Source organism: Micromonospora purpureochromogenes, from assembly GCF_900091515.1.
Classification (GTDB): domain Bacteria; phylum Actinomycetota; class Actinomycetes; order Mycobacteriales; family Micromonosporaceae; genus Micromonospora; species Micromonospora purpureochromogenes.
The window spans coordinates 5,394,304-5,414,932 of record NZ_LT607410.1 but is presented as its reverse complement, the minus strand read 5'-3'; the positions used below and the strand labels follow the sequence as shown (position 1 = coordinate 5,414,932).

General features: G+C 74.2%; 20 protein-coding genes. 6 read left to right on the top strand and 14 right to left on the bottom strand.

Translation table 11 applies throughout. The annotated features are described in order from the left end of the window. The first annotated feature begins 1 nt into the window (after position 1). Positions 2–1,000 carry an ABC transporter ATP-binding protein gene (locus GA0074696_RS24665; RefSeq protein ID WP_088963289.1) on the top strand — a complete coding sequence of 333 codons (999 nt, stop codon included), beginning with the start codon at positions 2–4 and terminating at the stop codon, positions 998–1,000. Further along, positions 997–1,719, top strand: coding sequence for an ABC transporter ATP-binding protein (locus tag GA0074696_RS24660; RefSeq protein WP_088963288.1), 723 nt, complete (start codon positions 997–999; stop codon positions 1,717–1,719). Before GA0074696_RS24665 ends, GA0074696_RS24660 begins: the two co-directional genes overlap by 4 nt. Before the next feature lie 390 nt (positions 1,720–2,109). Here GA0074696_RS24660 and GA0074696_RS24655 read toward each other — a convergent pair whose 3' ends face one another. Beyond that, positions 2,110–2,562 carry a GNAT family N-acetyltransferase gene (locus GA0074696_RS24655; protein ID WP_088963287.1) on the bottom strand — a complete coding sequence of 151 codons (453 nt, stop codon included), beginning with the start codon at positions 2,560–2,562 and terminating at the stop codon, positions 2,110–2,112. Positions 2,563–2,635: 73 nt separating this feature from the next. On the opposite strand from GA0074696_RS24655, the gene GA0074696_RS24650 reads away from it, so the two are divergent. Beyond that, positions 2,636–3,148, top strand: coding sequence for a potassium channel family protein (locus GA0074696_RS24650; RefSeq protein ID WP_088963286.1), 513 nt, complete (start codon positions 2,636–2,638; stop codon positions 3,146–3,148). Here the strand turns inward: GA0074696_RS24650 and GA0074696_RS24645 are convergent. Together GA0074696_RS24645 and GA0074696_RS24640 are read right to left on the bottom strand one after the other, a co-directional pair. Next, a complete protein-coding gene (locus GA0074696_RS24645) occupies positions 3,075–4,658 on the bottom strand; it encodes an alpha/beta hydrolase (RefSeq protein WP_088963285.1) in 1,584 nt (527 codons plus the stop codon). The two genes, GA0074696_RS24650 and GA0074696_RS24645, sit on opposite strands and share 74 nt — an antisense overlap. Positions 4,659–4,691: 33 nt before the next feature. After that, positions 4,692–5,807, bottom strand: a complete 1,116-nt coding sequence (locus GA0074696_RS24640; protein WP_088963284.1) for an ATP-dependent DNA ligase — start codon at positions 5,805–5,807, stop codon at positions 4,692–4,694. Positions 5,808–5,943: 136 nt separating this feature from the next. Here GA0074696_RS24640 and GA0074696_RS24635 point away from each other — a divergent pair, with 136 nt between their 5' ends. Both GA0074696_RS24635 and GA0074696_RS24630 read left to right on the top strand, forming a co-directional pair. Further along, entirely contained in the window at positions 5,944–6,153 is a 210-nt protein-coding gene (locus GA0074696_RS24635; RefSeq protein WP_088963283.1) for a hypothetical protein, read from the top strand. A 218-nt stretch (positions 6,154–6,371) separates the two neighbouring features. Next, positions 6,372–6,794, top strand: coding sequence for an SRPBCC family protein (locus GA0074696_RS24630; RefSeq protein WP_088964786.1), 423 nt, complete (start codon positions 6,372–6,374; stop codon positions 6,792–6,794). Here GA0074696_RS24630 and GA0074696_RS24625 read toward each other — a convergent pair. After that, positions 6,769–7,263, bottom strand: a complete 495-nt coding sequence (locus tag GA0074696_RS24625; protein WP_172894724.1) for a GNAT family N-acetyltransferase — start codon at positions 7,261–7,263, stop codon at positions 6,769–6,771. The genes GA0074696_RS24630 and GA0074696_RS24625 overlap by 26 nt on opposite strands. A 203-nt stretch (positions 7,264–7,466) precedes the next feature. Here GA0074696_RS24625 and GA0074696_RS24620 point away from each other — a divergent pair, with 203 nt between their 5' ends. Continuing rightward, a complete protein-coding gene (locus GA0074696_RS24620; protein WP_088963282.1) occupies positions 7,467–7,970 on the top strand; it encodes a DUF1990 family protein in 504 nt (167 codons plus the stop codon). Positions 7,971–8,029: 59 nt separating this feature from the next. Here GA0074696_RS24620 and GA0074696_RS24615 read toward each other — a convergent pair whose 3' ends face one another. The 10 genes from GA0074696_RS24615 to GA0074696_RS24570 all read right to left on the bottom strand — a co-directional run bounded on the left by GA0074696_RS24615 (position 8,030) and on the right by GA0074696_RS24570 (position 20,616). Then, positions 8,030–8,950, bottom strand: coding sequence for a DNA-3-methyladenine glycosylase family protein (locus GA0074696_RS24615; protein ID WP_088964784.1), 921 nt, complete (start codon positions 8,948–8,950; stop codon positions 8,030–8,032). Positions 8,951–9,302: 352 nt separating this feature from the next. Beyond that, complete coding sequence (locus tag GA0074696_RS24610; RefSeq protein WP_088963281.1) at positions 9,303–9,962, bottom strand: COG4315 family predicted lipoprotein; 660 nt, start codon at positions 9,960–9,962, stop codon at positions 9,303–9,305. A gap of 203 nt (positions 9,963–10,165) precedes the next feature. Next, the gene (locus tag GA0074696_RS24605; protein ID WP_088963280.1) at positions 10,166–10,951 is read right to left on the bottom strand and encodes an anti-sigma factor family protein; all 786 of its coding nucleotides are present in this window, start codon (positions 10,949–10,951) and stop codon (positions 10,166–10,168) included. Next, positions 10,948–11,646 (bottom strand): sigma-70 family RNA polymerase sigma factor, encoded by a 699-nt coding sequence (locus GA0074696_RS24600; RefSeq protein WP_088963279.1) that lies wholly within the window; start codon positions 11,644–11,646, stop codon positions 10,948–10,950. The genes GA0074696_RS24605 and GA0074696_RS24600 overlap by 4 nt, the downstream gene beginning before the upstream one ends. A gap of 80 nt (positions 11,647–11,726) precedes the next feature. Beyond that, the gene (locus tag GA0074696_RS24595; protein WP_088963278.1) at positions 11,727–12,584 is read right to left on the bottom strand and encodes a spermidine synthase; all 858 of its coding nucleotides are present in this window, start codon (positions 12,582–12,584) and stop codon (positions 11,727–11,729) included. Continuing rightward, positions 12,584–13,552, bottom strand: a complete 969-nt coding sequence (locus GA0074696_RS24590) for a hypothetical protein (protein WP_088964783.1) — start codon at positions 13,550–13,552, stop codon at positions 12,584–12,586. The genes GA0074696_RS24595 and GA0074696_RS24590 overlap by 1 nt, the downstream gene beginning before the upstream one ends. Positions 13,553–13,672: 120 nt before the next feature. Next, complete coding sequence (locus GA0074696_RS24585; protein WP_088963277.1) at positions 13,673–16,147, bottom strand: AAA family ATPase; 2,475 nt, start codon at positions 16,145–16,147, stop codon at positions 13,673–13,675. Further along, a complete protein-coding gene (locus GA0074696_RS24580) occupies positions 16,147–17,412 on the bottom strand; it encodes an RNA-guided endonuclease TnpB family protein (RefSeq protein ID WP_197700781.1) in 1,266 nt (421 codons plus the stop codon). The genes GA0074696_RS24585 and GA0074696_RS24580 overlap by 1 nt, the downstream gene beginning before the upstream one ends. A gap of 296 nt (positions 17,413–17,708) precedes the next feature. After that, the gene (locus GA0074696_RS24575) at positions 17,709–18,854 is read right to left on the bottom strand and encodes an exonuclease SbcCD subunit D (RefSeq protein WP_088963276.1); all 1,146 of its coding nucleotides are present in this window, start codon (positions 18,852–18,854) and stop codon (positions 17,709–17,711) included. Positions 18,855–18,867: 13 nt separating this feature from the next. Next, the gene (locus GA0074696_RS24570) at positions 18,868–20,616 is read right to left on the bottom strand and encodes an ATP-binding protein (RefSeq protein ID WP_088963275.1); all 1,749 of its coding nucleotides are present in this window, start codon (positions 20,614–20,616) and stop codon (positions 18,868–18,870) included. Positions 20,617–20,629: the final 13 nt, after the last annotated feature.

Genomic DNA, 20,629 nt, shown 5'->3' with positions numbered 1-20,629 from the left:
GATGACCGCTACCGCCGAGACGTCCGCCGTACCGGATCTCGCCGCGTTGCAGCGGCGGGCCGCGCAGCGCGCGGCCGAGCGGGCCGGCGGGCAGGACCGCCTGCGCGGGCACATCGTCTGCGACGGCCTGGTCCGCATCTTCAAGACCGAGGGGGTGGAGGTGGTCGCCCTGCAGGGGCTCGACCTGGTCATCGACCGGGGCGAGCTGGTGGCGATCGTCGGCGCGTCCGGCTCCGGGAAGTCGACGCTGCTCAACATCCTGTCCGGGCTGGACACGCCGACCGCCGGGATCGCCCGGGTCGCCGACTACGACCTGCTCGCCCTCTCCAACCGGCGACGGTTGAGCTACCGGCGGGACGTGGTCGGCTTCGTCTGGCAGCAGACCGGCCGGAACCTGCTGCCGTACCTGACCGCGCGGGAGAACGTCGAGCTGCCGATGAAGCTGGCCGGCCGGGCCGGCGGCGGGCGGGCCCGGCGGCGGCGGGCCGAGGAGCTGCTGGACCTGGTCGGGGTGGGCTACTGCGCCGACCGGCGCCCCGGCCAGCTCAGCGGCGGTGAACAGCAGCGCTGCGCGGTGGCGGTGGCGGTGGCCAACGACCCGGAGGTGCTCTTCGCCGACGAGCCGACCGGTGAGCTCGACGAGGCCACCGGTGCGGAGGTCTTCGCCGCGCTGCGCACCATCAACGCGGAGCTGGGCGTGACGATCGTGGTGGTCACCCACGACCAGGCCGTGGCCACCCAGGTCCGCCGGACCGTCGCGATCCGCGACGGCCGGACCTCCTCCGAGGTACGCCGGACGGCGCGGATCGGCGCCGACGGCAGCACCGAGCTGGTCAGCGAGGAGTACGCCGTGCTCGACCGGGCCGGCCGGATGCAGCTGCCGGCGTCCTTCGTCGACGCGTTGGCGCTGCGCGACCGGGTCCGCCTCAACCTCGAACCGGACCACGTCGAGGTCCGCCCCGGCGACCGCACGCCGGAACCGAACGGGAGTGACGCATGAGCGAGCAGCTTTCCGCCGGCCGGGCCGGTGCCACGGCCCTCGTCGACGAGGTGGTCCGGGTGGAGGGGGTGAGCCGGACCTTCGGCCGGGGTGAGCACGCCGTGCACGCGGTGCGCGACGTCTCCTTCGTGGCCGGCCGGGGTGAGCTGGTGGCCGTCCGGGGCCGCTCGGGCGCCGGCAAGACCACCCTGCTGAACCTGGTCGGCGGGCTGGACCGGCCGGACAGTGGCCGGGTGCGGGTGGCCGGGCACGACGTGACCGCCGCCGGTGAGGCCGAGCTGCTGCGGCTGCGCCGGGGCACGGTGGGCTTCGTGTTCCAGACCTTCGGGCTGGTGCCGATCCTCTCCGCCGCGGAGAACGTCGGCGTGCCGCTGCGGCTGGCCCGGGTGCCGGCGGCGGAACGGGAGGAGCGGGTGGCCGTGCTGCTGGAGCTGGTCGGGCTGGGCGGGCACGCCGCGCAGCGGCCGTACGAGCTCTCCGGCGGCCAGCAGCAGCGGGTGGCGGTCGCCCGGGCCCTAGCCAACGAGCCGGCCCTGCTGATCGCCGACGAGCCGACCGGCCAGCTCGACTCGGAGACCGGGCGCTCCATCATGGACCTGCTGCGCGCCGTGGTGCACGCCCGGGGCATGACGGCCCTGGTCGCCACGCACGACCCGGCCCTCATCGAGCTGGCCGACCGCACCCTCACCCTGCGCGACGGCCACCTGGTGGACGCCTGAGCCATCTCGGCGCCGCTGCGCCGGCACGGTCCGGGGATGATGCCGGCGGGGTCTGGCTTGGTCGGGCGGCTGGCCGGGGTGGCCGGGGTGGCGGCTGCGCCGGGGTGGCGCTCTGCCGGGGTGGCCGCTCCGCCTCCGGAAGGGGCGGTCGGTCGCTTTGGAGCTGATGTCGTAAACGGATCAGCCCGGAGCGACGCCGGTCGGCCTTCGACCGGGATGCCTCCCGACGTCGTGCCGGAGTGGCCGGGGGAACGGGTCGGGGGCTTTCGGCGGCCTGCCGGTGAATCGTTTACGACATCAGTTCCAAAGGGCGTCGATGTCATCCGGTGGGCCCGCGCCGTGCCGCGCCGCGCCGCAGGCGGACTTCCGGGCGGGTCGGCGGCTGGCGCCTCAGAGGGGGAGTTTCATGCCCTCGTGGCTGGCGACGAAGCCCAGGCTGCGGTAGAAGCGGTGGGCGTCGGCGCGGGTCTTGTCGGTGGTGAGCTGGACCAGGGCGCAACCCCGCTGCCGGGCCTGGTCGACCGCCCACTCCATCATCCGCCGGCCCAGCCCCCGCCCGCGCAGGTCGGAGCGGACCCGTACCGACTCGATCAGGGAGCGCTCGGCGCCGTGCCGGCCCAGCCCCGGGATGTACGTGATCTGCATGCAGCCCACCAGCTCGCCCGCCTCGTCGGCGACGATCAGGTGGTTGCGCAGGTCGGCGGTGATGTCGGCGAAGGCCCGCTCGTACGCCTCGTCGACCTCGGTGAAGTCCCGTGCCTTGCCGAGCACGTCGTCGGCGAGCAGGGCGATGACGGCGGGCAGGTCCGCCCGGACCGCCTCCCGGAAGATCACGTCACTCATGGCCGCAGCCTGCCACAGCGACACTCGACGATGTGCGGGCGTGGGTTGCCCGGAGCGGGCAGCATGGTGCGGCATGGAGCCCCTGCTGCTGCCCTTCCGGTGGATCTACCGGGGACTGGTCTGGTTCGCCAACTCGCCGCGGACGCTGATCATCTCGTACCTGCTGATGATCGTGGTGGCCGGCGTCATCTACGGCCAGGTGGAGAACGCCAGCGCCGCCGACGCCGTCTGGTGGGCTGTCGTCACCGCCTCCACCGTCGGGTACGGCGACATCTCACCGACCACCTGGGCGGGGCGTTTCCTCGCCGCGCTGCTCATCTCGACGATGGTGCTGCTGGTCATCCCGCTGATCACCGCGCACTTCGCCAGCCGCCTCATCGTCGACGACGACGCCTTCGAACACGACGAGCAGGAGGAGTTGAAGAACGACGTTCGCCGGATGCGGGCCCTGCTGGAGGAGTTGGCCACGCGGCAGGGCATCGAGGTGCCCCACCCGGAGCCGCGTCAGCCGCTCAACGCGCCGGACAGCGCAGCCCCTCTCTGGGAACGGTCAAGGAGATCAGGTAAGCGTCCACCGCGTTCGTGATGCAGGTCGTCTGCGGGTAGGCGGTGTGCCCCTCGCCCTCCCAGGTCAGCACCCGCCCCACGCCCAGCATCGAGGCCAGCCGCGGCGTCTGCTCGTACGGGGTGGCCGGGTCGCCGGTGGTGCCGACCACCAGGATCGGCGGCGCGCCGACGGCCTTGCCGGTCGGGTACGGATCCCGCTGCCCCGGCCACTGGGCGCAGCCCAGCATTCCGACCGCCAGGGCCGGCCCGAACAGCGGGTACTTCTGCCGCCACTGCGACTGCAACTGCCGGATCTGCTCCAGGCTCGGCTTCTCCGTCTCGTCGGCGCAGTTGATGGTCAGGTTGGCGTCGAAGAGGTTCGAGTAGTGCCCGTCCTCCTCCCGGCCGGCGTACGTGTCGGCGAGCCGGAACACGTCGGCCGGGTCGCCGCCCTCGAGCTTGTCGATCGCCCGGCCCAGTTCCTCCCAGCCCGACTCCGTGTAGAGCGAGGAGATGACCGCGTAGAAGACCCAGCCCGAGGTGGCCTCCCGGCCGCCGGCGCCGCGCACCGGCGAGACCTTCGCCTTGTCGATCGCGGCGGTCACCGCCGCCCGGGCGTCCGGCGCGATCGGGCAGCGGCCGGCGTTGGCCGCGCACCAGCGGGTGAAGTTGCCGAACGCACGCTCGAACCCCTTGGCCTGACTTTCCGAGCCGGCTATCAGCTTCTGCTGCGGGTCGACCGCGCCGTCGAGCACCAGCGCGCGCACCCGCTGCGGGTAGAGCTGTGCGTACGTGGCGCCGAGCAGGGTGCCGTACGAGTAGCCCAGGTAGGTCAGCTTCTCGTCGCCGACCGCCGCGCGTACCGCGTCCACGTCCCGGGCGGCCTGCTCGGTGCCGTAGAGCGGCAACTGGTCGCCGTACTTGTCGCCGCAGCCGGTGCCGATCTTCCGGTTCAGCGCGACGTAGTCGTCGAACAACTCCTGGCTGGCCGGGTCGGGGTCGAAGCCGAAGCTGGTGTCCAGGTCGGCGTCGGAGATGCACTTGAGCGGGCTGGACCGGGCCACCCCGCGGGGGTCGAACCCGACGATGTCGAACCGGTCGGTGATCGAGGCGGGCAGCCCGCCGAACGCCTGCCCGAAGGAGAGGTAGACGGCGGTGTCCACGCCGGACCCGCCCGGCCCGCCCGGGTTGATCACGAGGGAGCCGATCCGGTTCCGCTGCTTCGACGAGCGGGCCCGCAGCAGCGAGATCTCGAACGTCTCCCCGCCGCCCGGGCCGGCGGTCGCGCCGCCGCCGGTGCCCCAGTTGCGCGGTACGGCGATCTTCGCGCACTCGTACCGCATCCCCGGCGCGCCGCGCCCCACCAGGTCCTCCGCGACGTCCGGGCAGTCCCGCCAGGTCGGGGCGCTGCCCGGCGCCGCGGCCCCGCCCTGCGTCTCGGTGCGCGGCGCGAGGGCCGGCAGCGTGCACCCGGCGGCGAGCAGCGCCGCCGCAGCGAGCCCGGCGAGGGTGAGCCGGACCCGGCGGACGAGGTGGGCAGTGGGGGTCACCAGCGAGCCTCCATGATCGTGTCGACGGCCAGGCTACGCGGGGCCGGCGGTGGCCGGCTCCACGGTGGCCGTCGGGTCGCCGCGCAGCACCTGGTCCACATCGAAGCGGACCGGCCGGTCGAGCTGGTCGTAGCGGCAGGACCGGGGGTCTCGGTCGGGGCGCCAGCGGACGAACCGGGCGGTGTGCCGGAACCGGTCGCCCTCCATCGCGTCGTAGCCCACCTCGACCACCAGGTCGGGGCGCAGCGGCTCCCATTCGAGGTTCTTGGTGCCGGTCCAGCGGCTCACCCCGCCCGGGATGCGCTGGCCCCGCTCGTGGTCGCCGTGCACCCACGGATGCTCGTCGCCGATGTCCCGGTAGGGGGCCAGCTCCTCCAGCAGCTCCGCGCGCCGGGCCATGGTGAACGAGGCGCTCACCCCGACATGGTGCAGCACCCCGGCGTCGTCGTAGAGGCCGAGCAGGAGCGAGCCGACCACCGGGCCGGACTTGTGCCAGCGGAAGCCGGCCACCACCACGTCGGCCGTCCGGGCGTGCTTGACCTTGAACATCGACCGCTTGCCCGGCTCGTACGGCAGCTCGGCCGGCTTGACGATCAACCCGTCCAGCCCGGCGCCCTCGAACACGTCGAACCAGCGGCGGGCCGTCTCCGGGTCGGTGGTCACCTGGGTGACGTGCACCGGCGGGCGGACGCCGGCCAGCGCCTGCTCCAGCCGGGCCCGGCGGCGCGGGTACGGCTCGTCGAGCAGCAGCTCGTCGCCGAGGGCGAGCAGGTCGAAGGCGACGAAGTCGGCCGGGGTCGTCTCGGCCAGCAGCTTCACCCGGGAGGCGGCCGGGTGGATGCGCTGGGCGAGCAGCTCGAAGTCGAGCCGGGGCTGGCCGCTCGGGCCGTCCCGACGGATCACGATCAGCTCACCGTCGACGGCGCACCGCTCGGGCAGCTGCCGGCGGGCCTGCTCGACCACCTCGGGGAAGTATCGCGTCATCATCTTGCCGCCCCGGCTGGCCAGCTCGACCTCGTCGCCGTCGCGGAACACGATGCACCGGAAACCGTCCCACTTCGGCTCGTACGTCAGACCGGGGTCGGTGGGCAGCTTGGCCACGCTCTTGGCCAGCATCGGCTCCACTGGGGGATTGATCGGCAGGTCCACGGCGACCAGTCAATCAGACGGTGCCGACAGTCGTGAGGCAGATCACCGGCGGCGGCGGTGCGGCGTGTCCGGAGTCCGTCCCGTCCGTCCCTCCCGTACGAATCACGTTTGCGCAGCTCAGAGCTACCGTCGCCGGGTGGAGTGGGTGTGCTGCTGCTGCGGGCGGTGGCGGGTCAGCGTGGAGCTGATCCGGGGCCGGCAGCGCTATCGGCTGGTCCGCCGCTATCCGGCCGAGTTCGGCGGCGGCAAGGACGTACTCGGCGAGGTCGGCACCGTGACCGAGCTGGAGGAGCTGCTGCGCCGGCGTACCCCGCTCGACCTGGCCGACCTCCGCGAAGCCGCCTGACCCCCGCCCCAGCCCCGCCCCCGAACCCGTCCGCTGGGTGATCAAGAGGTTTGGGTCTGAAATCGCACCCGGTGCGACGCAAACTTCTTGATCACCGAGGTGGGCGGCGGGTTGGGTGCGGGCGGCCGGGTGGGGGATGCCCGCGTCACGGTCGAGCGGGCACGCTCGTCAGGGTGAGGTGGCGCGCGGTGCGCTGCCGGGGCGACGGGGAGGGTGCCGTGCGGTTCGCGACGTCGACGGAGATCGAGGCGGACATCGATCGCGTCTGGGCGGTGCAGACCGACGTCGAGCGCTGGCCGGAGTGGACCGCCTCGGTCCGCGCCGCCCGGCGGCTGGAGCCCGGCCCGTTGACGCTCGGCTCGACCGCCCGGCTGGAGCAGCCCCGGCTGCGTCCGGCGCTCTGGCGGGTCACCGAGATCGACGCGCCCCGCTTCTTCGCCTGGGAGTCGGACAGCCCCGGGGTGCGCACCCGGGGCGAGCACCGGCTCGTGCCGCTCTCCGACGGCCGGGTCCGGGCGGACCTCGTGGTGGTGCAGACCGGCCCGCTCGCGCCGCTGACCGGTCTGCTCGGCGGCCGGCTGATCCGGCGCTACCTGCGGCTCGAGGCGGATGGGCTCAGGGCGCGCTGCGAGCGGGGCTGACCAGCGGCTTCTCCAGCACGGCCAGCCGTACCCCGTTCGGGTCCGGCCGGTGCCCGACGATCCGGTAGCCGTGCCGCGCGTAGAACCGCAGGTTGTCCGCGCTCTGGGCGCCGGTGAAGAGTTCGAGCCGGGCGGCCCGACCGGCGCACGCCGACTCGACCGCGTCCAGCAGCGCGCTGCCGATGCCACGACCCTGCTGGTCCGGGGCGACCGAGAGCCGTCCGACGTGGGCGGTGTCGCCGGTCACCCGGGCGCGCACCGAGCCGACCAGCCGGTGCCCGGCCCGCGCGGCGAGCACGATCGTCGGCCCGGCCAGCACCGCCCGCACCTCATCGAGGGTTTCGGTCAACGGCGGCAGGAGCGGGTCGGTGTACCGCTGGGCCTCGGCGACGTAGGCGGCGCGCTGCACAGTGAGGATCTCCCCGGCGTCCGCGACGCCGGCCGGTCCCACGATCACCTGGGTCACCACCCCACCCCACCACACCACCACCCACCCACCCCGCCCGCCCACCAGTCCACCCCCCACCCCCGACCCGTCGATCATGAAGTTGTTGTCGGCAACCGCGGCGTGGCGGGACAACAACTTCATGATCAACGCGAGGTCGGAGGAAGCGCCGCCTGGGCCTCGTCTCGGCTCGGCGCGATCCGGGAGACACGGCCTAGGCTGGACGCGTGTCCGAGCTGACGTACCAGGAGGTCGGGGCGACCCGGCACGGGCGGCTGCCGGCCGGCTGGCACCACGTGCGCCACCGGTACCGGCTGCCCGAGGGGTGCTACGCCGTCGCCGCCGAGGCGGTGCTGACCTGGCGGCTGCACCGGACGGCCGGCTTCCGGATGCGCACCGACGCGCCGCGCGCCACCCCGGGCGTCCGGGTCACCACGGGCCTGGGGGTGGGGCCGCTGCGGGTCTGGGGCCCGTGCGAGGTGGTCTGGGTCTCCGACGACGAGCGCAGCGCCGGTTTCGGCTACGGCACCCTGCCCGGGCACCCGGCGCGCGGGGAGGAGGCATTCCTGGTCACCCGCGACGACGCCGGCGCGGTCTGGTTCGAGGTGACCGCGTTCAGCCGGCCGGACCGCTGGTTCATGCGCGCGGCCGGGCCCGCCGGCCGCGTCGTCCAGCACGGGTACGCGCACTGGCTCGCCCGCACCCTGCGCCGCCTCTGCGCCCGGCGCTGACGCCGGCCGCCACGGCCGGGCGGGCGCTCAGCCGAGGGCCGGAGACGGCCCAGGAGGGATCAGAAGCGGGCGAAGGAGCGGATCGGCGCGCGCGGCCCGAACTTCGGCGCCTGGATCCCGGCGGCCTCCAGCAGCCCGCAGACCCGCCCGCGATGCCCCCGGAACGGCTCCAGCAGGGCCAGCATCCGGGCGTCGTCACCGCGCGCCTCACCGGCCAGCGCCCAGGCGACCGTGTTCGGCACGTGGTAGTCGCCGACGCTGACCGCGTCCGGGTCGCCGTACGCGATCCGGACCACCTCGGCGGCGGTCCACGGGCCGATGCCCGCGATCGCGGTCAGCCGCCGGGTGGCCTCGGTGCTGTCCGCGCAGCGTTCCAGCCGGTCGGCGACGGCGGCGGCCCGGCGCAGCGTGTCGGCCCGGCGCTGCTCCACGCCGAACGGGTGGAAGACCCAGTACGGCGCGGCGGCCACCACCTCCGGCCCGGGCGGCAGCAGCAGCGGCTGCATCGGCCCCGGCGCCGGCTCGCCGAAGTGCCGGACGGTCGCCGCGTACGCCCGGTACGCCTCCTTGCCGGTCACCTTCTGCTCGAAGATCGCCCGCAGCAGCCGGGGGAAGACCTGGCCGGTGGCCGGCATCCGCCGCCCCCGGTGCTGAGCGGCCAGCCGGGCCACCAGCGGGTGCGCGGCGGCCAGCTCTCTGAACCCGGTGAGGTCGTCGCGCAGCCCGGCGATCGCGTCGGCGCGCTCGACCACCCAGTCGGCCCCGGGGCCGTACCCCTCGGCCAGCAGCTCCCCGCCGCCGGAGCGCAGCGCGAGGGTGGCCGGCCCGGCCGGAGTGCGGGTGGCGTACCAGAAGGTGTCGGCGGCGATCCGCGCACACGGGTCGTACGGGCTGAAGGTGAGCGACCGGACGGAGGCGGCCAGCCGGTAGTCGGCGGGCGGGCGCAGCGCCCGGCGCGCGGCGGGCTCGGTCCAGGTCACCCGGACACTCTGCCACGTGCCGCCCCGGTGACGGACGACACCGCCGACGCCCTGCACGTCGACGGTGTCTCCGTCCCGAGGCGGACCGGCCGCGGACGGCCGTGGGTGCGGGTTGGGGTGACCTCGGCGGCGCGTCTGCTGGCGTCGGGCGCGCCACCGCCCTCGTCCGTCCCGGGGATCCGTGGGGGAGGGGGTCCGGCGAACGGCGCGTGGCGCCGGCCCCGGCGGACCGGCGCCACGACCTTCGGGCGCGCGACGCTGCCGGTGCGCCGTCGTCCCGTATCTGTGACGATGGCCGGCCGCGCCCTCCCCGGCTGCGACCGGCCACCGCGTCCTGAGTGGCGGCGGGAGATCAGTACGAGTAGCCGGAGCCGCCCGCGTCCGCGCCGCCCGAGTCGCCGGCCGCCGGCGGGGCGACCGCCTTCGGGGTGCCGGTCGGCAGGCAGGTCAGGTTCTTCTTGCCGTTCGGGTCCACCACGAACCAGGTGCCGCCGACGCCCTGGCCCTTCCACTGGCCGGGCTTCTTGTCACCGATGTAGCGGTAGACCGGCCAGCCCCCGATGGTGATCTGCCGGGTGCCGTCCTGGCGGGTGACGGTGCCGACCTTGTCGTCGGAGACGCCCTCCAGCTGCGGGTTGCCGTCGGTCAGCGCGGGCGGCCACACCTGGGCGCACTTGTCCACGCAGTTCGACGACGGCGGATCGTTGGAGTCCTTGTCGAAGCGGTAGAGGATCCAGCCGTCCTGGTCGGTGACCACATTGCCCATCCGGGCGACCTTCTTGCCGACCAGCTCGTCGGTCAGGCGCACGTCGGCGGGGGGCGGCGCCTGCTCGGCGGCGGGCGCTTCGGCGGAGGCGGAGGCCTCCGGTTCGACCGCCGCGGTGGGCTCGGCCGCGGCGACGGCGACCGGCTCGGCAGCGCTGGAGTTCGCCCCGTCGTAACCCGCGGGAGCGCAGGCCGTAAGTGCGACCATCGCGCTCGCGACGATGACGGTTCGCTTCATCTGTGCCACGTGCCCTCCTCATTCTTGGCAGTTCACCGAGTAGTACGGAGGGTCCACTGTCAAGGTTGAACGATTGACAGTGGGCAATTTCACTCAAGCCCGTTGAACCGTTCCGGGTCCGCGTACGTGTGCAGGCACGTCGGCGTCGGCACCGCCACAGAGCCGAAACGGCGCCGGCCCACGCGGGCCGGCGCCGATCGGGAGTTCGCCGGTCAGGGGACGACGGTCACCAGCGGGCTGGCCACCCCGTTCGCGTCGACCGACTGCACCTGGACCTTGACGATGTCGCCGGGCGGCGCCGAGGTGGACGCCTCCAGCTGGAGGTCCTGGGGGTTGGTGTTGGTGCCGTAGCCGGTGCCCGGCACGGACCAGGTGGAGACCACCTCGGTGGTGGAGTTCTTGCGGACCACCACCAGCCGGCAGGTGCGCGGACCGGGCAGCCGGGTCAGGTTGAACCCGATCCAGGTGCCGTACTCCTTGCGGGCCAGCCACATGGTGGCCTTCACGCCGGTGCTGCCGTCCGTGGCGTCGTGCTGCTCGCCCTCGATCTCGTTGCCGCCGACGGCCGGCCCGGAGCGGGTGGGCTGCGGGCTCGCCGGGCCGTCCACCGTCGCGGTCACCGTCGGCTCGGCGATCACCTGGTCGCCGCCGCTGTTGCCGTTGCCGTCGAGGACGGCCACCCCCAGGCCGCTCAGCGCGCCGACCGCCACCACCGCGGCGGCGGTGGCGAAGACCCGCCGGAACTGGGCGCGACGCCGGTGGGTGCGGACCGCGACGAGGGTACGGTCCAGCAGGGCCGGGTCGGTGGCGGTGTGCTCCATCGCCATCATCGTCTCGCCGTCGATGTCGGCGAGCAGCCCCACCACCGGGACCATCGTCTCCAGCTCCGCGGCACAGGCCCAGCAGGTGGCGAGGTGCTCCTCGAACCGTTCGGTGTCCTGCTCGTCCAGCACGCCGAGCGCGTACGCGGCAACGTCCATGTGGTCTGCCCGGCTCATTCCGTCACCCCCCTCTCCTGCAGAGCCGTGCGCAGCGCGCGCAGGGCGTAGTAGACCCGCGACTTGGCGGTGCCGAGCGGAAGGCCCAGCTCCTCGGCCGCCTCCGGCACCGTGCGGCCCCGGAAGTACGTCGCCACCAGGATCTCCCGGTGCGACTGGCTCAGCGTACGCAGCGCGTCGGCCACGGTCATCGTGCGCAGCACGCGGTCGGTGCTGTCCGCCTCGGCGAACGCGGTCAGGTCCCGGTCGTACGTCTCCGCCGGCCGGGCCTGTTCACTGCGGTGCTCGTCGATGGCAATCCTCCGGGCAACGGTCACCAGCCAGGGCCGTAGCGAACCCTGGCCCTGCACGCCGAGGCGGTGCGCGTTGCGCCAGGCCCGCAGCAGGGTCTCCTGCACGATGTCCTCGGCGCGCTGCCGGTCACCGCCGGTCAGCCGCATCACGAACATCAGCAGCGGCCCGGCGTGCTCGGCGTAGAGCAGGCGGACGAGCTGGTCGGAATGACTGGCCTCAGGGGACGCCGCCTGGTGGCGTCCGGGCGCCGGTCGCGGCGTCACCGGGCCATTCTGGCGATCGGTGGGGCCCGCGTCGACCCCCCGGCCCGACCTCGAGGCACGGGACTGGGGCTGGGCCCGGGCGAACATCCACCCTGGCCTGGCCATCTCACCGTGCAAGCCGGCCGCGACCGCGTGCATGCAGACCTCCTGGTGTCCAACGACATCAGCCGGCCCACGGGGAGGGCCGCCCGGTGATACGTGCGGGTCGGCCCAGCGGATCAACGACGTACCGAAAAAATTCCGGGCGGCGGCGGGGTGGAGTCGGTCGCGTCGGCGTCGCTCACCACCGGCGCGCCCCCGGCGAACCGGTCGAGTTCCGCGCCGGCCACCACCCGCCCGGGGAACCAGTCCCCGGCGGCGCGCCGGGTCAGCTCCGGCACCGGCGGCTCGACCCGGCCCGCGACCAGCACCAGATTGCCGTAGCGGCGACCGCGCAGCACCGCCGCGTCGCCGATCAGGCAGGCCCGGGGCAGCACGGTGCGGACCGTGGCCACCTGGGCCCGGGCGTGCCGCAGTGGTGGACCGTCGGCGAGATTGGCCAGGTACCAGCCGGACGGGGCCAGCACCCGGGCCACCTCGGCGGCGTACTCGACCGAGGTGAGGTGCGCCGGGGTACGCGCGCCGGCGAAGACGTCGGCGACCACCACGTCGTACGCGGCGTCCCGGGTGGACGCGAGGGTCGCGCGGGCGTCGGCGACCCGCACCTTCAGTCGGGGGTCGGCGGGCCAGGGCAGCGCCCGGCGCACCAGCTCGACGAGCGCGGCGTCCACCTCGGACACCCGCTGGGTGGAGCCGGGGCGGGTGGCCTGGAGGTAGCGGGGCAGGGTCAGCGCGCCGCCGCCCAGGTGCAGCACCCGCAGCGGCGCGCCGGCCGGGGCGAGCAGGTCGAGCGCCGCGCCGATCCGGCGCACGTACTCGAACTCCAGGTGGGTCGGGTCGGCCAGGTCCACGTGCGACTGCGGGGCACCGTCGAGCAGCAGGGTCCACGAGCGGGGGCGGTCCGGATCCGGCACCAGCTCGGCCTCGCCGGTGTCGACCGGCGCGACGACCCGGTCGTCGCCACGGCGGCGACCCATCAGCGGCCCGCCGCGCCGGCCCGGGTGGCCATGGTCAGCGCCCGGTGCAGCAGCCGGGCGTCGCCGAGCAGCCCGCGCAGCCGCCGCTCCAGCCCGGCGATCGGCACCAGGTTCTGCGGGGCGCGCGGGTCCTTGTACGGCGAGGAGGCGAACCGGGGCAGCGTCACCAGCGACAGGTCGGCCAGCGCGATCGCCTCCTCCGGCGGCAGCTCCGCCGAGCATTCCATCCGCACGATGCCGGCCCAGGGCGCGCCGAGCGCCACCGGCAGCCGCAGGTACCAGGACCAGCCGCCCCAGGCGGTGCCGAGGCGGAACACCGGGGACCGCTCACCCGGCGCGAGCCCGGTGACCACCGCGGTGAGCCGGGCGTCGAGGTACTGGCTGTGCTGCGTCTTGATGTAGCCCAGGGTGCGCGGCAGCTGCCGCCGGCTGCGCAGCGGCCCGTCGACCACCAGCAGGTCGCCGTCCACCCGCGCGGCGTCGGAGACGGCCACCTCCAGCGCGGTCAGCGGCGCCTGCACCGCCGCGGGCAGCTTGCTCAGCTCGCCCGTGCCGCCCACCCGGTGCACCGGGTAGCGGACCCGCCCGCAGACCACCTCCTGCGCCGACGGGCTCGCGGTGAACAGCCCGCGCCCGACCTGCGCGCCGGCCAGCTCCGCCGCGCCCCGCTCCAGGTCGCAGCGGACCACCCCGGCCGCGTACGAGGCGGCGATGCCGGGGAACGAGGCGCCGTCGTCCTCGGCCGTCCAGACGCTGGCGTCGATCCGGCGTACCCCGTCGACGAGCAGCACCACGTCCGGCGCGCGCAGGCCGGGGCGGGGGCCGATCGCCCGCCAGTCCACGGCCGGCAGCTCGACGTCCGCCTCGACCTGGGCGCTGCTCGGCGCCGCCGGCCCACCCACCGAGGCCTCGAAGGAGGCTCCGTACGACGGGTCCCAGGCGTCGACGAAGAGCCGCGGCCCGGTCACGCTCACAGGGCCACCTTTCCGTTCGCGACTGCGGGGCTCCGCTGCGCTGCACTCCTCGCGCTCACAGGGCCACCTTTCCGTTCGCGACTGCGGGGCTCCGCTGCGCTGCACTCCTCGCGCTCACAGGCCGGTCCGTTCGACGCGGGCCGTGCGGGCGTCCTTGCGGACCTCGTAGCGCACCGGGATCCGCTCGGCCAGCGCCGGCACGTGGGTGACCACGCCGACCATCCGGTCGCCCCGGGCGGCCAGGCTCTCCAGGGTGGCGGCCACCGTGTCCAGGGTCGCCGCGTCCAGGGTGCCGAAGCCCTCGTCCAGCACGATCGACTCCAGGCTGGCCGCGGTGGTGGACATCCCGGCGAGCTGCTCGGAGAGCGCCAGCGCCAGGGCCAGCGACGCCTGGAACGTCTCCCCGCCGGAGAGGGTGCGCACGCCCCGGCGCAGCCCCGCGTCGTGGTGGTCGACCACGGCGAACTCGCCCTTGTCGTGGACCAGGTCGTACTGGCCGTTGGAGAGGTCGCGCAGGATCCCGGAGGCGCCGTCGACCAGCAGGTCGAGCGCCTCGGCGAGCAGCCACCGCTCGAAGTTGTTGGCCCGCAGGTGACCGGCGAGCGCCCGCGCGACGCGGGCCTGCCGCTCGTGCTCGTCCCGCTGCCGGCGCAGCTCACCGGCCTGCTCGCGGCGTTCCTCGATCCGGCGCCGGTCCGCCTCGGCCCGCTCGGCGGCGACCGCGACCGCGTGGACCGGGTCGCCGGCGGGCGGCAGCCCGGCGGCCGACAGCAGCGCGGCCAGCCGTTGCTCCACGGCCTCGGCCGCCGCCTGCGCCCCGGTCACCGCCTCGGCCAGCCCGACCCGTTCCGCCCGCCGCCGCTGCGCCTGCCCGGCCGCCCAGTCGACCAGGGTGGCCCAGGCGGCGGCGACGTCGTCGCGGTCGGTGGCCGGCGGCCCGAAGCGGGCCAGCCCGTCCCGGGCGGCGTCGAAGCCGCGCCAGGCGGCGCGCAGCCGCTCCTGCGCCGCGTCCAGCGCGCCACGGGCCCGCCGGGCGGCGTCCCGGCCGGCGCGTACCGCACCCGCCGTCTCGTCGAGGGCCCGGCGCAGCCGGGCGTGCTCGTCCAGCGCCGCGCGCAGCGCCGTCGGCGTCGCCGCGTCGGCGAGCTGGGCGTCCAGTTCGGACAGCCGGGCCGCGAGCTGGTCGTGTCGGGCGCGGGCGTGCACCAGCACCCGCTCCAGGTCGCGGGCCGCCGCGTCGCGCTCCTGCACCAGCGCCTGGGCCGCCTTGCTGGCCGCCCGCGCCGCCTTCCCGGCGGCGGTGGCCGCGGCCACCGCCGAGCCGGCCGGCACCGCCGGCACCCGGGCCACGGTCTGCTCGCACACCGGGCAGGTGCCGCCGTCGGCCAGGTGCGCCCGCAGGGCGACCGCCTGGTCGGTGGCCTTGGCCTCCTCGTGGGCGCGGAACGCCGCCTCCAGCTCGGCCTCGGCCCGGGCCGACGCGTCCCGCGCCGCCGTCAGGGCCGCCACCGCCGCGTCGTGCTCCCGCTGCGCCTCGGCGACCGCCGCGCGGACCGTCTCGGCCTCGCCGGTCAGCCGCTCCCGATCGGCGTACGCCCGCAGCAGCAGCCGCAGCGTGCTCTCGTCGCCGGCCCCGGCCAGCTCGCCGCGCAGCTTCTCCTCGCGCTCCTCGGCCAGCGTCACCGCGGCCGCCGCCTCGTCGGCCGCCGCCCGGGCGGTGGTGACGGCCCGGGCCACCTCGGCCACCCCGTCCGGCGCCCGCACCCCGGTCAGCCCGGCCAGATCCGCGTCGAGGTCGGCCAGCGCCGCCGTCGCCGCCCGGGCCGCCGCCCGCGCGTTCTCCCGCTCGGGTACGGCCGCCCCGACCGCCCCGGACAGCTCGCGCATCCGGTCGACCTGCGCGGTCGCGGCGGCCAGCGCCCCGTCGTCGACGTCGGTCAGCCCGGCGAGCAGCTTGTCCACCGCGGCCAACCCCGCCTCGGCCTGGCCGGCCCGTTCGGTGGCGCGCTTCTGCACCTCCTCGTAGACGCCGAGGCCGAGCAGGTTGACCAGGATCTGCTGCCGGGTGGCCGGCTTGGCGTGCAGGAAGTCGGCGAACTGCCCCTGCGGCAGCACCACGCAGGAGGTGAACTGCTCGTACGGCAGCCCGACCGCCTCCAGCACCGCCTGCTCCATCTCGGCCGGCGTCCCGGCGACCACCTCGCCGAGGTCCTCCGGGCTCAGCCCGGTGTCCAGCTTGGTGACGTCGAAGCCGGCCGGCATGAGCTGCAACCCGGCGTTGGCCGTCTTGACGTTGCCCCGGCCGTCCCGGCGGACCACCCGGGTGGCCACGTAGCGGGAACCGGCGGACTCGAAGACCAGCCGGACCCGCGCCTCGGTGGCCGACGGGGCGAGTGCGTTCGCCAGGCCCCGCGTGCCGCCCCAGCGGGGCACCGTGCCGTAGAGGGCGAAGCAGATCGCGTCCAGCACCGTCGACTTGCCCGAGCCGGTCGGGCCGACCAGCGCGAAGAAGTCGGCGTCGGTGAAGTCGACCGTGGTCTCGTCCCGGAAGACGGTGAAGCCCGCCATGTCCAGCCGCATCGGACGCATCAGCGGTCGACCTGCTTCCTACTGTTGCTCGTTGCTGAGCAGTTCGGATGTTTCGCTCTCCGCTCGGTGGTGGCCGGGCTGGAGTCCTGGACCGGCAGTCTGGTCCGGTGGCGATCGGTCCGGTCCTGCAAGATCTGCTTCACCCGGTGATGTGGGGTGTGCAGGGCGATGTCGGGGTCGACTGCTCGTTGCAGGATGTTGATCGCGGCGTTCACGTCGGCCTGCCACACCACCCCGCACGGATTGCAGTGAAGCCGGTCCCCGCCACGTCGGCGAAGGCTGCCGCAGCGGTGACAGGCTTGTGAGGTGTAGGCGGCGTTGACGTGTACGAGCGCAGAACCTCTGCGCTCCGACACGTTCGTCAGCGCCTCGGCGGTGACTCCTTTGGTCCACCCGGCGAGGCGCCGGTTGACGTTCTTGCCGAACGTCTTACGCCCAGTGAAGCGCTTGGTGAGGTCTTCGGCGACGACGGTGGCGGCCTTGTCGACGACCCGGTGCACGGCGGTGAAGATCTCCGTGCGAACCCGCGCGCGATGGCGAGCGGCCTGCCGCTCCCGCTTGACGGTCCCGAGGTTGTTGCACCTGATCCGGTGCGCTTTCGCCTGGTCACCACGCAAGGCGGCGTTGTTCGCGATCGAGCGCAGCTTCGCGCGACGCCGGTTACGTTCCTTCAACTGATCCGACTCACTGGAAAGCAACTCACCGAGACTCCTGCCGTGGTGATCCCCGTCGGAATCGGTCAGGGCTTCGGTGTAGCCCTTGTCGACACCGATCGTCCGCCCGCCGCACGGCCGCTGCGACGACCGCAGCTGCGACGCGTCGATCTGGTAGTGCACCTCCACCCGGCCGGCGCGCAGAATCAGCCGCAGCGTGCCAGTCGGAGCGACGAGCGTCGACAGCGGGATCCTGACCATCCTGCGACGTTGCAGGCCGGGAATTGCGAGCCACAGGTGGCCACGCTCGTCAGCGACGACGTTGTACTGGTCGGCGCGCACCACGATCTGATCGTGTGTGCGATTGCGGCCACGTTTCCAATGCTTGCGCATCTGCCGAGCCAGGAACGGTTCACCAGCCCACTGACCAGTCCTCAGCGCCGTCAGCATCCGCCTACGCTCGGTCGGATCGCTTCTGCGCCGGCCAACCGCCCGACGAACCTGCACCGTGGCCGCCGCCAGATTCGCTCCGATATCGGCCATGGCGTCGCGGACGGTTTCCTTCCACGCATTCGCCAACACACCGAACTGCTCGTGGGTGCCGTCGGCCAACCACCGATCCCGCACCCGCCGGTCCGTCAACCCTGACCCGACACCGGCGACCGACCCGTAACGCTGCCACACCTCGCTGCGAACCCGGCCCAACCGGCGAGCCTGCTCCACCAACTCCGCATACTTACCTCGGTTGAGGGCTGTCGAGTATGCGACCCGGGTAGCTTTCACCGTCCGCCCCTCGCGGTGCAAAGTGCTTGTCTTTGATAGCTTTCGTTCGGCGGCGGAACACACACGGCCGCCACCGAACGTGCGCACGACCGCCAGCGGGTCCGTAGATCAGGGATAGTTGACAACTAGTCGACCTCCTCGAAGAGCTCGTCGAAGAGCTTCCGCACGCCGTCGTCGCCGTGGCCCCGGCTGTCCAGGTAGTCGGCGAACAGCTCCCGCGGGGAGCGGCCGGCCCGCTGGGCGACCCGGGTGCCGCTGCCCGGGGCCGGGACCAGCTCCGGGTCGATCCGGATCTCCAGCGCCCGGGGGAGCAGCTCCTGCACCTCCTCGCGCAGGCCGGCCCGCGGCTGCTCGCGGACGAACACCCGCAGCCAGCCCTCGGGCGGGGTCAGCTCGGCCAGTTGGGCGAGGGTGCCCCGCACCGTGCGCAGCGGCACCGCCGCCGGCACCGGCACCTCGCGGACCTGCGCGGCGGTCTGCGCGGTGACCTCCACCAGCGTCACCGAGGGGACGTTCTCCTGCTCGCCGAAGTCGACCGCCAGCGGGCTGCCGCTGTAGCGGACCGGGCAGGGCCCGATCACCCGCTGCGAGCGGTGCAGGTGGCCCAGTGCCACGTAGTGCGCGTTGCCCGGGAAGACCGTCGCCGGCACGGCGTAGCCGAGCACGGTGTGCGCGTCCCGCTCGCCGCCGCCGGTGGTCGCCCCGACCACGGTGACGTGGGCGGTGACCAGGTGCACCCGGTCGGGTTCGGTGAAGCCCTCGGTGAGCCGGGTGAGGACCCGGCCCAGGTGGTCGGCGTACGTCTGGGTGGCCTCGGCGGCGGTCAGCTCGTACATCTCCACCGCGCGGACGGCGTACCGCTGGGAGAGGAAGGGCAGCGCGGCGAGCTGCCAGCGCTCGCCGTCGCGGGTGGTGCCCTCGATCACGTGCTCGGCCGGGTTCTCCCGGACGCCGCCGCGCAGCGTGATGCCGGCCGCCTCGGCCCAGGGCCGCAGCGCGTCCAGGGCCTGGCCGTTGTCGTGGTTGCCGCCGATCGCCACCACGTCGGCGCCGATGCGCCGCAGCGCGGTCAGCGCCCGGGTGACCAGCCGGGTCGCCTCCGGGCTGGGAGCGGCGGTGTCGTAGAGATCGCCGGCGACGATCACCAGGTCGGGGCGCTCGTCGCGGGCGATCTCGATGACCCCGGCCAGCACCTGCTTGTGCTCGTCGGCGCGGGACTGCCCCTTGAGCACCTTGCCGACGTGCCAGTCCGAGGTGTGCAGGATCTTCATGGGTGCGCGCTCCCTAGAACGGGATGTCGTCGTCGCCGGCGCCCGAGCCGACCACCGCGAACGGGTCGACCGACTGGGTGATCGAGCGCAGCGTCTGCGAGGGCGGCCGGCCCGCCTCGGAGACCCGGGTCGCCCAGGCCGGGAAGGGGAACTCCAGGCAGAGCGGGACCGGGATGTCGGGCTGGTTGACGAACATGGTGCCCGGCTTGGCCAGCAGCGCCCGCTGGCGCTGGGCCGGCGGGAGGAAGCCGTACTCGGGGCGGGACGCCTCGGCCGGGTCGAGCCGGCCGACCACCCGGATCGCCGAGTTGGTGACGATCCGCCGCTCCACCTCGCTCGCCGTCTGCTGCGCGCCGATCAGGATCACCCCGAGCGAGCGGCCCCGCTCGGCGATGTCGAGCAGCACCTCCTTGATCGGGGAGGAGCCCTCGCGCGGGGCGTACTTGTTGAGCTCGTCGAGGACGACGAAGAGCAGCGGCTTGGCGGTGCCGGACTTCTCCTTGCGCTCGAACTCGCTCTTGAGCGTCACACCCACCACGAAGCGCTGCGCGCGGTCCGGCAGGTTGTGCAGGTCGACCACGGTGACCTGGGCGCTCTCGGCGGTGTTGATGCTGTGCGGGCGGCGGGTGGCCAGGTCGCCCCGGATCAGCCGGCCCAGGTCCTTCTTGCTGCCGATCAGCCGGCGGGCGAAGGCGTTGACCGTGCCGAGGCCGACCGCGCTGCCCGCCCAGTCGCCGCGGGTCTCGTCGTCGTTGAGCTGCTCGACGATGTGGTCGACCAGGTCGGCGTACGAGCCCAGCCGGACCCCGTCGATGCTCACCCCGCCGTCGGCGGGCTGGGCGTACCGGGCCAGGTGGGCGGCGACCGAGTGGACCACCATCGTGTACTGCTGGCGCTCGTCGTCGGCGTCGGCGAAGACGTACGGCAGGAGCCGGTCGGCGCAGAACTCGCTCAGCGTCCAGTAGAAGCTGTCCACGCCGGTGAGCCGGCTGCTCACGTCCGGCGTGCCGGCGGAGTCGCCGACCCGGGGCGGGGCGTAGACCCGCACGTCGGGGAAGGCGCCGGCGTCCAGCCCGAGCTTCGCGTACGCGGCCCGGGTCGGGTCGTCGAGCCGGGCGTTGGGGTGGTCGAGGAAGAGCAGGTCCTCGCCCTTGACGTTGAAGATCAGCGCCTTGGCGTTGACCGCGTCGCCGCCGAGCACCCCGGAGCGGAAGACCGAGTAGAGCAGGAAGGTGGCGAAGCTGGTCTTGGTGGCCACGCCGGAGATGCCGGAGATGGAGACGTGCGCGCCCCGGCTGCCGTCGAGGAAGTCGGCGTTCAGGTAGACCGGGACGCCGTCGCGGCCCATGCCCATCGGGATGCGCCGCTCCATCCGGTCGAAGTGCAGCGCCCGCGCCCGGGCGTCGCCCTCGGCCCGGTAGACCGCCGCGCCCGGCGCGGGCGGCACGTAGAACTCCGGGTCGACCCGGGTCGTGGTGATCTCGGCGGCCTCCTGCACCTGGGCGGGGAGGGTGCCGTCGGCGATGGCGAAGACGTCCGAGTCGAACTGGGCGCCCTCGTGTCGGGCGCGGACCTGGGTGACCACCCCGGCGATGGTGACCGGCTCCCGGTCGGGCAGCTCACGCCGGGTGACCACCACGTCGTCGAGCTGGAGGTAGCTGTCGGGGGAGACGGCGGTCCAGAACTGCAGCGGGGTGGCGTCGGTGGTGCCGAGCACCCGGCCGACCGGCTGGCCCGGGCCGTCGAGCAGGTCGTCGGTCATCGGGGGACTCCGG